Source organism: Altererythrobacter chaiwopuensis (assembly GCF_054957735.1).
In genome coordinates this window covers 1,617,735-1,632,794 of record NZ_JBTXJF010000001.1, presented here as the reverse complement: position 1 = coordinate 1,632,794, position 15,060 = coordinate 1,617,735, and the positions used below count along the sequence as shown (strand labels likewise).

Below are 15,060 nucleotides of genomic sequence, written 5' to 3'. Positions count from 1 at the left end.
TGCGCTGAGAATTACAAGGCATCGTTGATATACGAAATATAGACCCTTCTAAACCAATCCCCTGCTAATCCCTCCATGCCACTTATTGCCGGATAAAGCGTCCTCAAAGCATCGCAGGCTTCAGTTGGGGGGGCTGCTTCCAAATTTTCTAGTACTTCCAAGAACCGAAGAATTCCTTCGTCGCTCCTGCTCGTCAATTTTTCGGCAAGGAGTTCGGCCCACGCATTTTCGGCAATTGCGATCTGGTCTTGCCGCAAACTTATTGGTTTAGGTACGCCTTCAATCTCAGCAATTATTGCCTTTCTTATCAATGCAAGGTGCTGGTCGAGAACATTCGGACCGAGAGCATAGACCTTTTCGAACTCTGCTATGTTTGCCTCGCCGGTCATTCCCAAATAACCTTGGCAATTATCGTCGCCAACTTGCACAGCAGCAGCCAGGACCTGAAAGAAGCGGTTGACGTCTGCTTGCGGGAGACGAGTTAAACCTTTGAATATCGAGCCAGTCGACAATCTGAATATAACAGTTCCTGCAGCCTCAGGATTGGTTCTTGGGTTGATACGTGCAGCGTCTAGTTCTTCAGTAATACGCCTAACTAAGGAATCTTCTGCATAAAGCAGCTTCAAATGCTCAGTCAATGGAAACAAAAGAGCTCCGTTTGCCCCTATTCCTCTTGCTCCGTCTACTGCAAAGCTTGGCTTTGTTATTTGTGATTTAAACCAATCGTAAGTCGAAGATGCATCTGCCGCGTGCAAGATGTGTCTGGTTTTAATCGGGGGCGGAGCCGCGATTTGGGCCTGCGCAGTATCTGAGGACTCGTAAACTTCGAAGGAAATCGGTGATTTCTGCCAGTCAAGCGATGTCAGCCAAGCGACCTCATCGGGTGCAGCGGAGGTGGCAAAAATGACCGCTCCTTGCGAAAGATTCAGTTGCGAAAGAAAGTGGCCAACTAAAGCATTTGCGACACCACTTTCCACTTTTGTCCCGCTTGTGTCGATATAGGACGCGTGGAATCCGACCAAGGCATCTTCGGAAAGAATGCGCCGCTCGCCGGCGACCCAGATCAGGGCGCAAGAAGAGACACAGACTTCCCCATCAAGAACGACTGTCGTATAGCCCCTCAATCGTATCATACGACCGATTTCAAGCGCTGGAACCAGCGCACCGCCAAAGCTTGAGAGTGCGACCACAGCTTCGGGATATTTGACCGATAATTCTCTAAATCGTTCTTCGTCGCCTGCTACAATGTCGCCATTTATGATGATTGCCTCCGAGCCATCATCTAAGGTTTGATTGTAGAAGTCTGCTGCGCATACTGCGCTTGCAGACAGCGAGGCAGCTGCCGAAATGGCGACTTTAGCTTTTAGAAAATTTGCCAAGACCGTATTCATTTTGCCCCCAAAATTCAACCCGGATACAAAATAGATTGGTATCATATGATAAAGATTCATTAAAGTCAGAGCATTAGTATGGCGCATTTGGCGATGTGATGAGATCGCAATTTCGCAGACAGGGAGTTCGCCGGCCCAGGTACTTTATTGCGCTAACATTAGGTCCAGCATTGCCGCAGCACGGTTTGCTCCTGAGACTTCGTCGCTTCGGTCTTTGAATACCCCGTTCAGCCTGAGTGTCACATAGCCATGGATCATGGACCATAGCGAAATCGCCAGAGTATGTGGATCGCGCCCACTTTGGCGGGGTAGATTTGCCAGCTCATTCACAAATGAATCGTAAAGCGCATCCATGCAGGCGCTAAGTGCGTCATCGTCCCAATCGACAAGATCTTGGCGCCACATCAGCAGATAGCGATTGGGATGGCGCAGGCCAAATTCCAGAAGCGCTTCCATATAGGCTCGCGCGCGATCCGCAGATTCAGCCTCCGATAGCTTCCTGCGGACATCAGCGTCGAGCATCTGAAACAGGCGAGTAGCCAGCTCTGTGAGCAAAGCTGTGCGATCATGGAAATGATTCGCGGGCGCCGCATGAGAAACCTGCGCTCGGCGCGCTACAGCTCGGATGGTCACGGCATCAGGCCCAGCTTCATCCAGCAGGTTAAATGCCTGCAATATCAGCGACTCTTTGAGTGATCCGTGGTGGTATCCGCTTTTCTTATCCTGGTTCATTATCCGATATTGACACCGCCAACTTTGCTTGTAAATTGACAGCGACAACATAAGAGCCCTCGGGTCGTTCGCATATCAAACCTACCTAAAGAACTCCGGAGACGAATTCCGGGGGCAGTATAGTCAATTCAGTTTGGCAGGCGCACCCACGCCTCGACCCCCTCCCCTTTAGGGAGAAAAGGGTCAGGCTCTGTCTCCCGGTGCGAAACAATGGCTTGCCCCGGCACGGGTCGCAGGTGACGGCAGGAGGGGCGGGTCGCAGGTTGCCCCTCCACCACCCTGCGGCCAAAGCCTTGGATGGTCCCCCTCCCCGTGCCGGGGAAGTACACTTGCGCTTCCGCCCTGTTTTCCTACGCGGGCGTGCATTGCTATCCCTGCGCCATGACCATCGCTATGCCCCATCATCACCGCCCATCCTTGCCCGATCGCGCGCCGCTACGGCCCCTGTCCGCGCCATCATGCGCACGCACCGCGACGGCGGCGGAATTTCTTTTCTATAAGTGTGTTCCATGCGTTCCAACCGTGCCCTGCGTGCGGCGAACCGAGTGGCACCATGGCAGGGCCGCGCGTTCACCATGCCCTGTGGATAAGTGTGACTCAAAAGACTCACAATTGCCCACGACCCGCGGCTTTCCAGCGGTTTACGCTAAATTAACCTTTTCCGTTCAGACCTTGTGTGGTTAATTCAAGGCAACCCTTCCTGACGGGAGGTTACTGGCCAGGCTCTAGGGCAAAGGGGGGAACCACCCATGCGCGTGCTGTTGATTGAGGACGAACCGACAACCGCCAAGGCGATCGAGCTGATGCTCACGACCGAAGGCTTCAATGTCTATTCGACCGACCTGGGCGAAGAAGGCCTGGATCTGGGCAAACTGTATGATTACGACATCATCCTGCTCGATCTGAACCTGCCCGATATGCATGGCTATGACGTGCTCAAGAAGCTGCGCGTGGCCAAGGTGCAGACGCCGGTGCTGATCCTTTCGGGCATTTCCGAAATGGACAGCAAGATCCGCAGCTTCGGCTTTGGCGCTGACGATTACGTGACCAAGCCGTTCCACCGCGAGGAGCTGGTCGCCCGCATCCACGCCGTGGTGCGCCGTTCGAAGGGCCACAGCCAGTCGGTCATCCGCACCGGCAAGCTGGCGGTGAACCTCGATGCCAAGACTGTGGAAGTCGATGGCGCGCGGGTGCACCTGACCGGCAAGGAATATGCCATGCTGGAGCTGCTTTCGCTGCGCAAGGGCACCACGCTGACCAAGGAAATGTTCCTCAACCACCTTTATGGCGGGATGGACGAGCCCGAACTCAAGATCATCGACGTGTTCATCTGCAAGCTGCGCAAGAAATTGAGCCATGCCTGCGGCGGTGACAATTACATCGAGACCGTGTGGGGCCGCGGCTATGTGCTGCGTGACCCGGACGAACAGGCCGAAGCCGCCTAAGGCTCGATCCGGCAAGATCAGCGGGAAATCGCCTCGTAGCGCTTGCTACGGGGCGATTTTTGTTTAGTCCGCCCACCGTCATGAGTGCATTCAAGCAAGGCGATCCTACAACCCTTGGCAGGCTCTACGGCCGCAGCCAGGGCAAGCCGCTGCGCGCGCGCCAGCAAGGCCTGGTCGACAATCTGCTGCCGCAGATCGCGGTGCCAGCCGAAGGCCCGGTGACTTCGGAACGGTTGTTCGGGGACTCGCGTCCCCTGCACTTCGAAATCGGCTTCGGCGGCGGCGAACACCTGGCCTATCGCGCCGATCTGCTCCCCGATCACGGGTTCATCGGGGCGGAACCTTTCGTCAACGGCGTGGCGCAGGCGCTGACCCATATCGAGGAACGGCGGCTCGCCAATGTGCGGCTGCACATGGGCGATGCGCTGGAGGTGCTGGCGCGCGTGCCCGATGGTGCGCTGGCCATGATCTACCTGCTCCATCCCGATCCCTGGCCCAAGGCGAAGCATGCCAAGCGGCGCATGATGAACGATGGGCCGGTGCAGATGTTTGCGCGCAAGCTCAAGCCTGGCGGCGAGTTTCGCTTCGGCACCGATCATCCGGTGTATCTGCGCCATGCACTGATGGTGATGCAGCGCCACACCGGCAGCTTCGAATGGCTGGTCGAAGGGCGGTCAAGCTGGGAAAACCGCCCCTCCGGCTGGCCCGAGACGCGCTATGAAACCAAGGCCCGCACCGTCTATGGCCACGAGGTCTGGTACTTCAGATACCGGCGCCGCTGACGCAGAGGGGCGGAACTTGGCGGTTCCGTTCACGCAGCTATGGTCAGCCGTGCTTGCCCTTTTCCCAGCCGTGATCCGCCAGAACTTCACCGGCAAATGACGCCGCACCAGCCTCCAGCGAAGTGCCCATGCTGTCATTCCAGCGGTTGAGGAAGCCGAACAGGGCGACCACGCCCAGTATTTCGACGATCTCCTCGTCATTCCAGTGAGCCCGAAGGTTCTGGGCAATTTCCGGCGTTACGGCATTGGGAATGCTGGCTGCGCTGACAGCAAAATCGAACGCCGCGCGTTCGGCATCGCTGAACAGGGGGCTGGTCTGATATTCCCAGATCGCCTCCAGCCTTTCGGCGGATGCGCCATAGCGCTGGGCCGCAAGCGCAGTGTGCGCCTGGCAATAACGGCATCCGCTGGCCAGGCTCGCGAGCATGCCGATAAGGCGCTTCTGCTCCGAGGTGACCCTGCCCTCATTGGCCATCACTGCCTTGTTGAGGTTGATGAATGCCTCCGCGATCTTGGGGCGCCGCTGCATTGTCAGAACGCTGTTGGGGGTAAATCCGAGAGTTTCATCGAAGAAGGCAGCAAGTTCCTGCACCTCTGGCGATGATCCTTTTTCAAGCGGCGCGACAAGCAACATGCGCAAAATCTCCATTCAAATATACACTGCGATCAGGAGACTGTAGCAATTATAATTGCAAATTCAACTATTGCCAGTGTCGTCCTCAAAGATTTCCTGTGCGACAATGGCGGAATCGATGCGGTCCAGGAATTCGATCAGTAGTGCGAATTCGCCGGCCGAGAAAAGCGAACGGCATTCTTCGCCCGAGTGCTGCATACGCGGCACGATCGCCTGGCAGTAAGCGTCCCCTGCGGGAGTCAGCTCGATCGTCTGGCTGCGGTTATCCTTTTCGTTTGGTCGGCGTCTGACGCAATCAAGTTTGACCAACCGCGCCACTGCCCGGCTGATTGTTGCGCGATCCATTCCCGTGAGGTTCGCAAGTTCCGACGGGGTGCATGAGCCAGTTATGCCCAGCATGCCCAGAACGCGCCATTCGCGCGCAGACATCCCGGTGTGCCGCACGTATCGATCGGTTGTCGCGTTGCGGATACGCAGGGAAAGCCTGGCAAGGCGATAGGGCAGATGAAGCTCAAGATCGACGGTCATGCCCCACCGTTCCATCATCTGATTGTAGTTGCAAGCAGTTACCGCTCATGATAGTTGTATATGCAACTAAATTAGAGTGATCGATCATCAGTGGGGAAGTTCATGATGCAAATTCGGACAAAAGTGTTGCTCGCACTTGGCACTAGCGTTTGGGCAATGCCCGTGGCGGCACAGGAAAGCGAGGGCGCGCAAACCGGTAATACAGTCCCCGAGATTCTCGTCACCGCCCAGAAGCGCGAGGAAACGCTTTCAAGCGTTCCGATCGCGGTAACCGCCGTCAGCGGGGAAGCCTTGAGCGAAAGGGGTGCCTATGACACCTCGGCGATCGCTTCGCTCTCTCCCAACGTAAACTTCGCCAATGAAACCAGCCGCGATGCCGTTTTCATTACCATCCGCGGCATTTCGGGAACCGACAACCGCAATGAAGCCGATCCGACCACAGCATTCCACATTGACGGTGCCTATGTTCCCCGCCTTTCTGGCGCCAACGCATACTTCTACGATCTTGACCGCGTAGAGGTTTTGCGCGGCCCGCAAGGCACGCTTTACGGCCGCAACAGCACGTCTGGTGCCGTGAACGTGGTCAGCGCCAAGCCAACCGGCGAGCTCGGCGGCCATGTCGAGATGCTCTATGGCAATTTCGACCGGTTCCTGGTCACGGGTGCTGTGAACCTGCCGATCGCCGATGATCGTCTGGCCCTTCGCGCAGCCTTCATCTCTGAGGACAGGGAGGGGTTTCGCGACAATACGCCAGCACTGCAGAAGGGCGACGACATCGATGATTTTGCCGCTCGCGTGCATCTGTCGGCCAAGCCGACCGATGCGCTTGACCTGCTTTTCACCTATGAAGTCTATACCCGCGAAGGTGTCGGCGGTGTCCAGGGATTGCTGCCGTTCAGCGGCAATCCGCGCCCCAATCAGGTCGTCACGGATCGCCGGAAATTCCCGCTCGACACGCAGGGTTTCCGCAACAACGACACCGAATCCTTCCGCGCCCAGGCGAATTTTGACCTTGGTGTGGCAACTGCCACCTATCAGTTCGCCTGGCGCCGCGAAGAGCGCGAATCCTTCAACGACCTTGACGGCACCGCCATTTCGGATTCGACGCTTGGCGAAGTGTTCAAGTCCGGCGCCAAGACGCACGAATTGCGGCTGACGTCGAACGGAGACGAAGCGTTCGACTGGATGATCGGGGGCTTCATCCTCGACGAAACCATCAACAGCGTATTCAACATCCAGATTCCGACCGCGATCGGCGCGTTCAGCAGGCTTGATTTCGATTTCATCGACCGCGACCAATCGAACGAATCCTGGGCGGCGTTCGGGCAGGCCAATTTGGCATTGTCGGATCAGCTCGATCTGACGCTGGGAGCCCGCTATACGCGTGACGACAAGGACAAACCTGACAGCGCGCAAATCATTCGCCGGCTCGATGCGAACGGGCCACCGCCGCTGCAAACCATCGTGCAGAACCAGAGCGCAGACTGGGACAAGGTCACCTGGCGGGCAGCACTCGATTACACGCTAAGTGATGACACCTTGCTCTATGCCAGCGTCAGCACCGGCTACAAGGCCGGCGGGTTCAACCGCGGGGCGAGCCAGGCGATCTACAATCCCGAAACAGTCACCGCTTATGAAGTGGGCGCCAAAACCAATGCTTTTGACAACCGGCTGCGGCTGGGCGTTGCAGCCTTCTATTACGATTACAAGAATCTCCAGCTGGCTCAGGTCGAGACCGCTGCAAACAATGTGATCGAGAACATCACCCGCAATGCAACTTCGGCCACAATCTGGGGCCTGGAAGCTGAGGGCGAGGCACGTTTCGGACAGAGCACGAAGATCGACTTCGCCTTGGGCTATCTCAACGCCGAGTTCGATTCCTTTCCCAATGTGCTTGACGATCTGACCGGCGCGATCGAAGACCTGTCCGGCAATCGGCTGGTCAACGCACCCCGCCTTTCCGGAACCATCGGGCTGGAGCCCCATGAATTCGATCTTGGCGGCGGAACGCTGACACCGCGTGTCCAGGTGCATTATGAAAGCTCGGCATTCCTGCGCATCCAGAACCAGCCGCACGACCGCCGTGGCAGCTACACGCGCAGCGATGCCCGGTTGCGCTACGAACAGGCAAATTCACGCTGGTTCGCTGAGGCCTATGTCGAGAATATCGAGAACCACAATGTCGTGTCATCGGTCTCCGCCGGGACGCTCATCATTGGCGTGGGCCCCAGCTTCAAGGGTGTGTTCCTTGCTCCGCGCACATATGGCATGCGGATCGGCGCCAAGTTCTAGGGTGTGATACTCAGCCCGCGGCGGCGAAGGTGAAATCGACCATGATCTCGCTGGAAATATCCTCCAGCGAGGTCTGGACTTCCTCGGGCGAGACGCCCTTGGGCAAGGTCACGCGCACCTGAGCGCGGAACAGGTGCTCGCCGCCCCAGGCGCCGGTTTCCTCGCCGCTCGACAGGCTCTCTATATTGGCGCCCAGCCCGGCCAGCACCGCGGTGACCTGGCGGATGATGCCGGGCCGATCCTGGCCGATCAGCTCGAACAGCAATGAAGCCTGCGGCGGCGCAGGCTCCTCGCCCGCCGGATTGATCACCACGCTGAGGCCATCAGCATCGATTGCCTGGACCTGTCGTTCCAGCACGGCGACATTTTCAGCCGGCAGTTCGACCAGTACCGAGCCGACATAGAGCCCGCCCAGCCGGCTCAGATGCCCTTCCTTCCAGTTGCCGCCAGCCGCGAGCACCGCTTCGGACAAGGCAGAGGTCAGGCCAGGGCGATCGCTGCCGGTAACCGAGAGGACGATACGCGCCGTCTCGCTCATCCTGCTTCAGCCCACCACGCCAGCCGCCGCCAGCACGGCCAGCGTCAGCACTTCAGGCGCGATCGCGGTCATCGGCGCGATCTGGACCGGTTTTTCCATCCCGATCAGCATCGGGCCGATGGTGGCATTGCCCGCCAGCTCGCGCAGCAGCTTGGCCGATAGATTGGCCGATTGCAGCCCCGGCATGACCAGCACATTCGCCGGGCCAGACAGGCGGCTGAAGGGATAGAGCTGCATCACCTTGGGGTTGAGCGCGGCATCTGGCGCCATTTCGCCCTCATATTCGAAGCCCGGCTCCTCAGCGTCGAGGATCGCCACCGCATCGCGGATATTGCCCAGCCATTGGCCCGAGGGATTGCCAAAGGTCGAATAGCTGAGGAAGGCCACCCGCGGTTCGTGCCCCATGCGCCGGGCCACCGCCGCCGTCTCGCGCGCGATCTGTGCCAGCATCTCGGCGGTCGGCCGCTCGTTGATGGTGGTGTCCGCAAGGAAGGTGGTGTGGTTCTTGCCCACCATCATGTGAATACCGAACGGCACCGAACCCGGCTTGGGATCGAGCACCCGGTTCACCTCGCGCGCGGTCTGCGAGAATGTACGGGTCAGGCCGGTAATCATCGCATCGCCATGGCCCAGCGCCACCAGCAAGGCAGAGAAGACGTTGCGTTCCTGGTTGACCATGCGGCGCACGTCGCGCTCGGTATAGCCCTTGCGCTGAAGCCGCTTGTAGAGATAGTCGACCATCTCCGGCACATATGACGAATCCGCCGAGTTCTGGATCTCGAAGCTGCCGGGATCCGACACGCCGAGAATATGCAGCCGGTCAACCACCTGCTTTGTCCGCCCGACCAGAATCGGCGTGCCATAGCCAAAGTCGCGATACTGGATTGCTGCACGCAGCACGACGTCTTCCTCGGCTTCGGCGAACACCATCCGCTTGGGATTGGCCTTGCACACCTCGTACACGCTGGTCAGCGCGGCGGTGGTAGGATTGAGCCGCGCCTTCAACGACAGGCGATAGGCATCGAAATCCTCGATCGGAGCCAGCGCGACGCCAGAATCCATCGCCGCCTTGGCCACGGCCGAGGAAACCACCTCGATCAGCCGCGGATCGAACGGCGCGGGGATAATGTAATCCGTGCCGAACTTCTGGTTGATACCATAGGCGGCGGCCACTTCGTCTGGCACACGCTGGCGCGCCAGATCGGCAATCGCGTGCGCCGCTGCAACCTTCATTTCCTCGTTGATTGTGGTTGCCTGCACATCAAGCGCACCACGAAAGATGAAGGGGAAGCCAAGCACATTGTTGACCTGGTTAGGGAAATCGCTGCGCCCGGTGGCGATGATCGCATCGGGCCGCACGGCCTTGGCTTCATCGGGCATGATCTCGGGCGTGGGATTGGCCATGGCGAAAATGATCGGCTTGTCCGCCATCTTCTTGATCCATTCGGGCTTGAGCGCGCTGGCCGCGCTGAGGCCAAGGAAGATATCCGCGCCATCCAGCGCTTCCTCGAGGCTGCGCGCCTCGGTCGGCACGGCATGCGCGCTCTTCCATTGATCGACACCCTCGCGGCCCGGATAGATCGGGCCTTGCCGGTCGCACACGATCACGTTTTCATGCGGGACGCCGACCGACTTGATGAGCGCGGTGCAGGCCAGCGCCGAGGCGCCTGCCCCGTTCACCACCATGCGGCAGTCCTTCAGATCGCGCCCGGTCAGCAGCGCGGCATTGATCAGGCCGGCGGTTGCAATGATCGCGGTGCCATGCTGGTCATCATGCATCACGGGGATCTTCATCCGCTCGCGCAATGCCTGTTCGATGATGAAGCATTCGGGTGCGGCAATATCTTCCAGATTGATCCCGCCGAAAGTCGGCTCCATCAGCGCGACCGCCTCGATGAACTTGTCCGGATCCTCCGTGTCGAGTTCGATATCGATCGAATCCACATCGGCGAAACGCTTGAACAGCACCGCCTTGCCTTCCATCACCGGCTTGGCAGCGAGCGCACCGAGATTACCCATGCCCAGGATAGCCGTGCCGTTGGTGATTACTGCCACGAGGTTCGAACGGGCCGTGTATCTGGCGGCCATCGAGGGATCGGCGGCGATCGCTTCGACCGGTGCGGCAACGCCGGGCGAATAGGCCAGGCTGAGGTCGCGCTGCGTCGCCATCGGCTTGGAGGCGATGATCTCGATCTTACCGGGGCGGATCGTCTCGTGATAGAACAGCGCTTCGCGCGTCGTGAATGTGGTTTTGCTCTCGTCGGCCAAGGCGTTCCTCCTGTCTGCCGCTTCCCCTAAACGAGCCTCTGCAAGAGCGATAGGGGAAAGCTTGCCCAAAGCCGTATCGAATCGGTCAAGTCGGCGTTAGTCCGGGGCAATGGCCGCCACCCAATCCGCCAACAACCCGCCGGGCAAGGTCACCCCGATGATGGAACAATACCTTGCGCTCAAGCAAGAGGCGGGCGGATCGCTGCTGTTCTACCGGATGGGCGATTTCTTCGAATTGTTCTTCGACGATGCGCGCGAAGCCGCCGCAGTGCTTGACATCGCGCTCACCAGCCGCGGCGAGCATGGCGGCGAACCGATTCCGATGTGCGGCGTGCCGGTGCATGCAGCAGAGGGATACCTCGCCCGCCTGATCAGGGCCGGGTGCCGCGTGGCGATCGCCGAACAGGTCGAAACACCCGAACAGGCGAAGCAGCGCGCCAAGCGCGAAGGCACCCCTTCCTCCAAGGCGTTGGTCAAGCGCGATATCGTGCGCTTCGTGACCGCCGGCACGCTGACGGAAGAGGCACTGCTCGAACCGCGGCGCGCCAATCTGCTGGTCGCGCTGGCCGAAGTTCGCGGCACTATCGGGATTGCCAGCTGCGACATCTCGACCGGCGAGATGGTGCTGGAGGAATGCGCGCCCGGTGCCCTCGACGCAGCGCTTTCGCGGCTGGATTTCAGCGAATGCGTGGTGCCCGAAGGCTGGGACTACGGGCCACAGGGTGCGACCGGGCGGGCCCGCTCCGAATTCGCCAGCGATGGCGGCGAACAGATCCTTCAGCGCATACATCGTGTGGCAACGCTTGACGGGTTCGGCACCTTTTCGCGCGCCATGCTGGCCGCGGCGGGCGGCCTCATCGCCTATCTCGAACATGTCGGTCGCGGTTCGCTGCCGCTGCTATTGCCGCCGCGTGTGCGCGAGGCGGGCGCGGTCATGGCGATGGATGAGGCGACGCGCACCAGCCTTGAGATACTCGCCAGCCAATCGGGCACCCGCGAAGGCAGCCTGATCGCGGCGATCGACCGCTGCGTTACCGGAGCGGGCGCGCGCCTGCTGGCAGAGGATCTTTCCGCACCGCTGCTGGATCGTGCTGCGATCGAGCGCCGGCTGGTGCTGGTGCATTGGCTGCATGACGATCCGCTTAGCCGCGCCGAGCTGCGCGAAGCGATGCGCAATCTGCCCGATCTGGGCCGCGCCCTGGGGCGGATCGTCGCCGCGCGTGGCAGTCCGCGCGATCTGGGCCAGATCCGCGACGGTTTGGTCGACGCGCGGCGCGTCCAGCAATTTCTTGCCGCCCGGCCCGATACGCCCGCATTGCTGGCTGACTTGCTGCCCCGGCTGGGCGGGCACGGCGCACTGACCGATCTGCTCGAACGCGCGCTGGTACCCTCGCCCCCCACCGAGCGTTCGAATGGCGGCTTCATCGCCGAGGGTTATGATGCCGCGCTTGACGAACTGCGCGCCATTTCGGGCAACGCGCGCCGCGCCATCGCCGCGATGGAGGCGCGCTACCGCGACCAGACCGGCATCGCCTCGCTCAAGATCAGGCATAATGGCGTGCTCGGCTATTTCATCGAGGTGCCGAGCAAGCATGCCGATGCGCTGATGGCACCGGACAGCGGCTTCACCCACCGCCAGACCATGGCAGGCGCAGTGCGCTTCAACTCGGTGGCGCTGCATGAAGAGGCGAGCCGCATCGCCGAAGCGGGTGGGCACGCGCTGGCTGCCGAAGAGGCGCATTTCGAGGAACTGGTTGGGGAAATCTGCGCTGCCGCACCGCGCATCGCGGCCACCGCAGCTGCGCTGGCGCGGATCGATGTCAGCGCCGGCCAGGCCGAACGCGCTGCCGAGGGCGGCTGGTGCCGCCCCGAGATCGACGATGACCCCGTGCTGGAGATCACTGGCGGCCGGCATCCGGTGGTCGAGGCCGCGCTGGCGAAATCGGGCGAGCGCTTCGTCGCCAATGATTGTTATCTGAATGTCGCCAAAGGCGAGCGGCACCGGCCCGCATCACGCCTGTGGCTGATCGGCGGACCGAACATGGGCGGCAAATCGACCTTCCTCAGGCAGAACGCGCTGATCGTATTGCTCGCGCAGGCGGGCGGCTTCGTGCCTGCCGAAAGCGCGCGGATCGGATTGGTCGACCGGCTGTTCAGCCGGGTCGGCGCGTCCGACAACCTCGCGCGCGGGCGCTCCACCTTCATGGTCGAAATGGTCGAGACCGCCGCCATCCTGAGCCAGGCGAGCCCGCGCAGCTTCGTGATTCTCGACGAGGTTGGCCGCGGCACTTCCACCTATGACGGGCTGGCGCTGGCTTGGGCCGTGGTCGAGGCGGTGCATTCGCAGATCGAGTGCCGCTGCCTGTTCGCCACCCATTACCACGAACTCGCCCGTCTGGCGGAAAGCTGCGAGGCGCTGTCGCTCCACCATGTCCGCGCGCGCGAATACAAGGGCGAACTGGTGCTGCTGCACGAACTTTCCGAGGGGCCGGCAGATCGCAGCTATGGCCTGGCGGTGGCGCGGCTGGCAGGAGTGCCGGGGCAGGTGGTGGCGCGCGCCAAGCAAGTGCTCGACAAGCTGGAGAAGAATCGCGCCGAGTCAGGCGGGCTGGCCGCAGGGCTGGGCGATTTGCCGCTGTTCGCATCGGTTAAGGAAGAAGCGGAGGAGCAGGCTGACTCGCTTGCCGAACGCTTGCGGACGATCGATCTCGATGCGCTGTCCCCGCGCGAAGCGCTTGAATTGCTGTATGAACTTACCGCCGAAGCCAGGGCTACGGAAAGTTAACGGAGGGGCGACTACACTCGCGCACCATGGCAAAGGGGTTATTCGCAAGTCCCAAAAAGGCGTTGTTGTTCGCTGGCATGACGGTGTTCACCGTGGTGATGCTGGTGGGAACCAAGGATGATAAAGGCGCCCTTACGCTGGCGACTTCGGGCGTTGATCAGACCGATGCAAGGCTTGCTACACAGCGCGAACTCGAGAAGATTGAACGCCAACGCCGGGATTCCGGCTGGGAAGGGAGCGACATGTCGGCCTTTGCGGCCGATGAGGAGCTGATCGACACCACTGAGGGTTTCGATCCGACGCCCGAAGACGTAATACCCTACGAGCCAGAGACCAATCTCGGCGCGAGTGACGCACAGGTTGTAAGGGTTGAAGACGGTGACGGATCAGGAGAGCAGTTCTAACTACTTCGACAAAGAGCGTACCGATATGGCGGAAGATCGCACGGTCATGGCGGCCGAGCGGACCTTTGCCGGCTGGATGCGCACCGCCTTTGCCGCGATCGGCATCGGCCTTGCCTTCCATGTGATGTTCGGCGAGCTCGAACCGCCCTGGCTTGCGCGCGCGATCGCGACCGGCTTCATCCTGCTTGGCGCAATCATTGCCTTCACCGCGGAACGGCGCGCGCGAAGGACGCTGGGCCGGCTCACTTCGCATCAGGCTGATCCGCCCGAGATTCCCAGCCTCAGCTGGATGGGCTGGAGCGTGACTGCCGGGGCATTTTTGCTGGCGGTCGCGTTGTGGCTCCTGCGCAACGGCTGATCGCGCAATCCTCAGCGGGTCGGAACCGGTGTCTCGCCCGTATAGTCATAGAAACCCCGCCCGGTCTTGCGGCCTAGCCAACCCGCTTCGACATATTTCACCAGCAGCGGCGCTGGGCGATACTTGCTGTCGCCGGTGGTGGCATAGAGCACCTTGATGATTTCGAAGCAGGTGTCGAGCCCGACAAAATCGGCCAGCTCGAGCGGCCCCATGGGGTGGTTGAGGCCCAGGCGGCAACCCTTGTCGATATCCTCGATATTCGCGGTCGACTGGCCAAGCACGAAGATCGCCTCGTTGATCATGGGCAGGAGGATACGGTTGACGACGAAGCCCGGTTCGTCCTGGCTCAGCACCACCTGCTTGCCCAGCCCTTCGGCGAAGGCGGTGATCGCATCGGTCGTAGCCTGCGCGGTGGCAAGGCCGGGGATCACTTCGATAAGGCCCATCACCGGAACCGGGTTGAAGAAGTGCAGGCCGATGAAGCGCCCCGGATCGGGAGAATAATTCGCCATTCGCGTGATCGGGATCGAACTGGTGTTCGATGCCATCACGGCATCGCCGCGCAGCACCTTGCCTGCCGCCTCGAAGATTGCCTGCTTGATCTCTTCACGCTCGGTCGCTGCCTCGATGATCAGATCGGCATCGGCCATCGGCTGGTAATCGCTTACTGCGGTTATCCGGCCCAGCAGCGCCTCGGCATCGGCGATTTCCATCTTGCCGCGCCCGACCAGCTTGCCCAGCGCCTTGTCGATATTGGCCTTGCCGGCCTCTGCACGGGCGAGATCCACATCGGCCAGCAGCACCTGCATGCCATGCTGGGCAATTGTCTGGGCAATGCCCGTCCCCATCTGCCCGGCACCAATCACCGCCACTGTCCGCATATCGTCGATCCCTTCGCAACTG

At 60.6% G+C, this 15,060-nt stretch carries 13 protein-coding genes; 6 read left to right on the top strand and 7 right to left on the bottom strand.

What is annotated here, in order from left to right:
* Positions 1-11: 11 nt before the first annotated feature.
* Together ACX3VQ_RS07965 and ACX3VQ_RS07960 are read right to left on the bottom strand one after the other, a co-directional pair.
* The gene (locus tag ACX3VQ_RS07965; RefSeq protein WP_462580334.1) at positions 12-1,451 is read right to left on the bottom strand and encodes a hypothetical protein; all 1,440 of its coding nucleotides are present in this window, start codon (positions 1,449-1,451) and stop codon (positions 12-14) included.
* Between the two features lie 84 nt (positions 1,452-1,535).
* On the bottom strand, positions 1,536-2,123 hold the full coding sequence (locus ACX3VQ_RS07960; protein WP_462580333.1) for a TetR/AcrR family transcriptional regulator: 588 nt from the start codon (positions 2,121-2,123) through the stop codon (positions 1,536-1,538).
* A 749-nt stretch (positions 2,124-2,872) separates the two neighbouring features.
* Here ACX3VQ_RS07960 and ctrA point away from each other — a divergent pair.
* Both ctrA and trmB read left to right on the top strand, forming a co-directional pair.
* Positions 2,873-3,568: a response regulator transcription factor gene (gene ctrA, locus ACX3VQ_RS07955; RefSeq protein WP_462570560.1), complete on the top strand. Its 696-nt coding sequence runs from the start codon at positions 2,873-2,875 to the stop codon at positions 3,566-3,568.
* An 80-nt stretch (positions 3,569-3,648) separates the two neighbouring features.
* Complete coding sequence (gene trmB, locus ACX3VQ_RS07950; protein WP_462580332.1) at positions 3,649-4,350, top strand: tRNA (guanine(46)-N(7))-methyltransferase TrmB; 702 nt, start codon at positions 3,649-3,651, stop codon at positions 4,348-4,350.
* A 43-nt stretch (positions 4,351-4,393) separates the two neighbouring features.
* Here trmB and ACX3VQ_RS07945 read toward each other — a convergent pair whose 3' ends face one another.
* A complete protein-coding gene (locus ACX3VQ_RS07945; protein WP_462580331.1) occupies positions 4,394-4,999 on the bottom strand; it encodes a carboxymuconolactone decarboxylase family protein in 606 nt (201 codons plus the stop codon).
* Positions 5,000-5,047: 48 nt separating this feature from the next.
* Positions 5,048-5,530: a MarR family winged helix-turn-helix transcriptional regulator gene (locus ACX3VQ_RS07940; RefSeq protein WP_462580330.1), complete on the bottom strand. Its 483-nt coding sequence runs from the start codon at positions 5,528-5,530 to the stop codon at positions 5,048-5,050.
* A gap of 138 nt (positions 5,531-5,668) precedes the next feature.
* On the opposite strand from ACX3VQ_RS07940, the gene ACX3VQ_RS07935 reads away from it, so the two are divergent.
* Entirely contained in the window at positions 5,669-7,804 is a 2,136-nt protein-coding gene (locus ACX3VQ_RS07935) for a TonB-dependent receptor (protein WP_462580328.1), read from the top strand.
* 10 nt (positions 7,805-7,814) lie between these two features.
* On the opposite strand, the gene ACX3VQ_RS07930 is transcribed toward ACX3VQ_RS07935, so the two are convergent.
* Positions 7,815-8,342 carry a glycine cleavage system transcriptional repressor gene (locus tag ACX3VQ_RS07930; protein WP_462580327.1) on the bottom strand — a complete coding sequence of 176 codons (528 nt, stop codon included), beginning with the start codon at positions 8,340-8,342 and terminating at the stop codon, positions 7,815-7,817.
* A 6-nt stretch (positions 8,343-8,348) separates the two neighbouring features.
* Positions 8,349-10,610: an NADP-dependent malic enzyme gene (locus ACX3VQ_RS07925; RefSeq protein WP_462580325.1), complete on the bottom strand. Its 2,262-nt coding sequence runs from the start codon at positions 10,608-10,610 to the stop codon at positions 8,349-8,351.
* Positions 10,611-10,719: 109 nt separating this feature from the next.
* On the opposite strand from ACX3VQ_RS07925, the gene mutS reads away from it, so the two are divergent.
* From mutS to ACX3VQ_RS07910, 3 genes are all read left to right on the top strand, one after another.
* Positions 10,720-13,395 (top strand): DNA mismatch repair protein MutS, encoded by a 2,676-nt coding sequence (gene mutS, locus ACX3VQ_RS07920; RefSeq protein WP_462580324.1) that lies wholly within the window; start codon positions 10,720-10,722, stop codon positions 13,393-13,395.
* A 77-nt stretch (positions 13,396-13,472) separates the two neighbouring features.
* Positions 13,473-13,799 carry a hypothetical protein gene (locus ACX3VQ_RS07915; protein WP_462570570.1) on the top strand — a complete coding sequence of 109 codons (327 nt, stop codon included), beginning with the start codon at positions 13,473-13,475 and terminating at the stop codon, positions 13,797-13,799.
* A gap of 25 nt (positions 13,800-13,824) precedes the next feature.
* Positions 13,825-14,157, top strand: a complete 333-nt coding sequence (locus tag ACX3VQ_RS07910) for a YidH family protein (RefSeq protein ID WP_462570571.1) — start codon at positions 13,825-13,827, stop codon at positions 14,155-14,157.
* Positions 14,158-14,168: 11 nt separating this feature from the next.
* Here ACX3VQ_RS07910 and ACX3VQ_RS07905 read toward each other — a convergent pair whose 3' ends face one another.
* The gene (locus ACX3VQ_RS07905) at positions 14,169-15,038 is read right to left on the bottom strand and encodes a 3-hydroxyacyl-CoA dehydrogenase NAD-binding domain-containing protein (protein WP_462580323.1); all 870 of its coding nucleotides are present in this window, start codon (positions 15,036-15,038) and stop codon (positions 14,169-14,171) included.
* Positions 15,039-15,060: the final 22 nt, after the last annotated feature.

Bases quoted from the DNA above. Each gene is read 5' to 3' on its own strand.
- mutS (WP_462580324.1), top strand. From the start codon at position 10,720: ATGGCCGCCACCCAATCCGCCAACAACCCGCCGGGCAAGGTCACCCCG.
- ctrA (WP_462570560.1), top strand. From the start codon at position 2,873: ATGCGCGTGCTGTTGATTGAGGACGAACCGACAACCGCCAAGGCGATC.
- ACX3VQ_RS07930 (WP_462580327.1), bottom strand. From the start codon at position 8,342: ATGAGCGAGACGGCGCGTATCGTCCTCTCGGTTACCGGCAGCGATCGC.
- ACX3VQ_RS07940 (WP_462580330.1), bottom strand. From the start codon at position 5,530: ATGATGGAACGGTGGGGCATGACCGTCGATCTTGAGCTTCATCTGCCC.
- ACX3VQ_RS07915 (WP_462570570.1), top strand. From the start codon at position 13,473: ATGACGGTGTTCACCGTGGTGATGCTGGTGGGAACCAAGGATGATAAA.
- ACX3VQ_RS07945 (WP_462580331.1), bottom strand. From the start codon at position 4,999: ATGGAGATTTTGCGCATGTTGCTTGTCGCGCCGCTTGAAAAAGGATCA.
- ACX3VQ_RS07905 (WP_462580323.1), bottom strand. From the start codon at position 15,038: ATGCGGACAGTGGCGGTGATTGGTGCCGGGCAGATGGGGACGGGCATT.
- ACX3VQ_RS07965 (WP_462580334.1), bottom strand. From the start codon at position 1,451: ATGAATCTTTATCATATGATACCAATCTATTTTGTATCCGGGTTGAAT.
- trmB (WP_462580332.1), top strand. From the start codon at position 3,649: ATGAGTGCATTCAAGCAAGGCGATCCTACAACCCTTGGCAGGCTCTAC.
- ACX3VQ_RS07910 (WP_462570571.1), top strand. From the start codon at position 13,825: ATGGCGGAAGATCGCACGGTCATGGCGGCCGAGCGGACCTTTGCCGGC.
- ACX3VQ_RS07960 (WP_462580333.1), bottom strand. From the start codon at position 2,123: ATGAACCAGGATAAGAAAAGCGGATACCACCACGGATCACTCAAAGAG.
- ACX3VQ_RS07935 (WP_462580328.1), top strand. From the start codon at position 5,669: ATGCCCGTGGCGGCACAGGAAAGCGAGGGCGCGCAAACCGGTAATACA.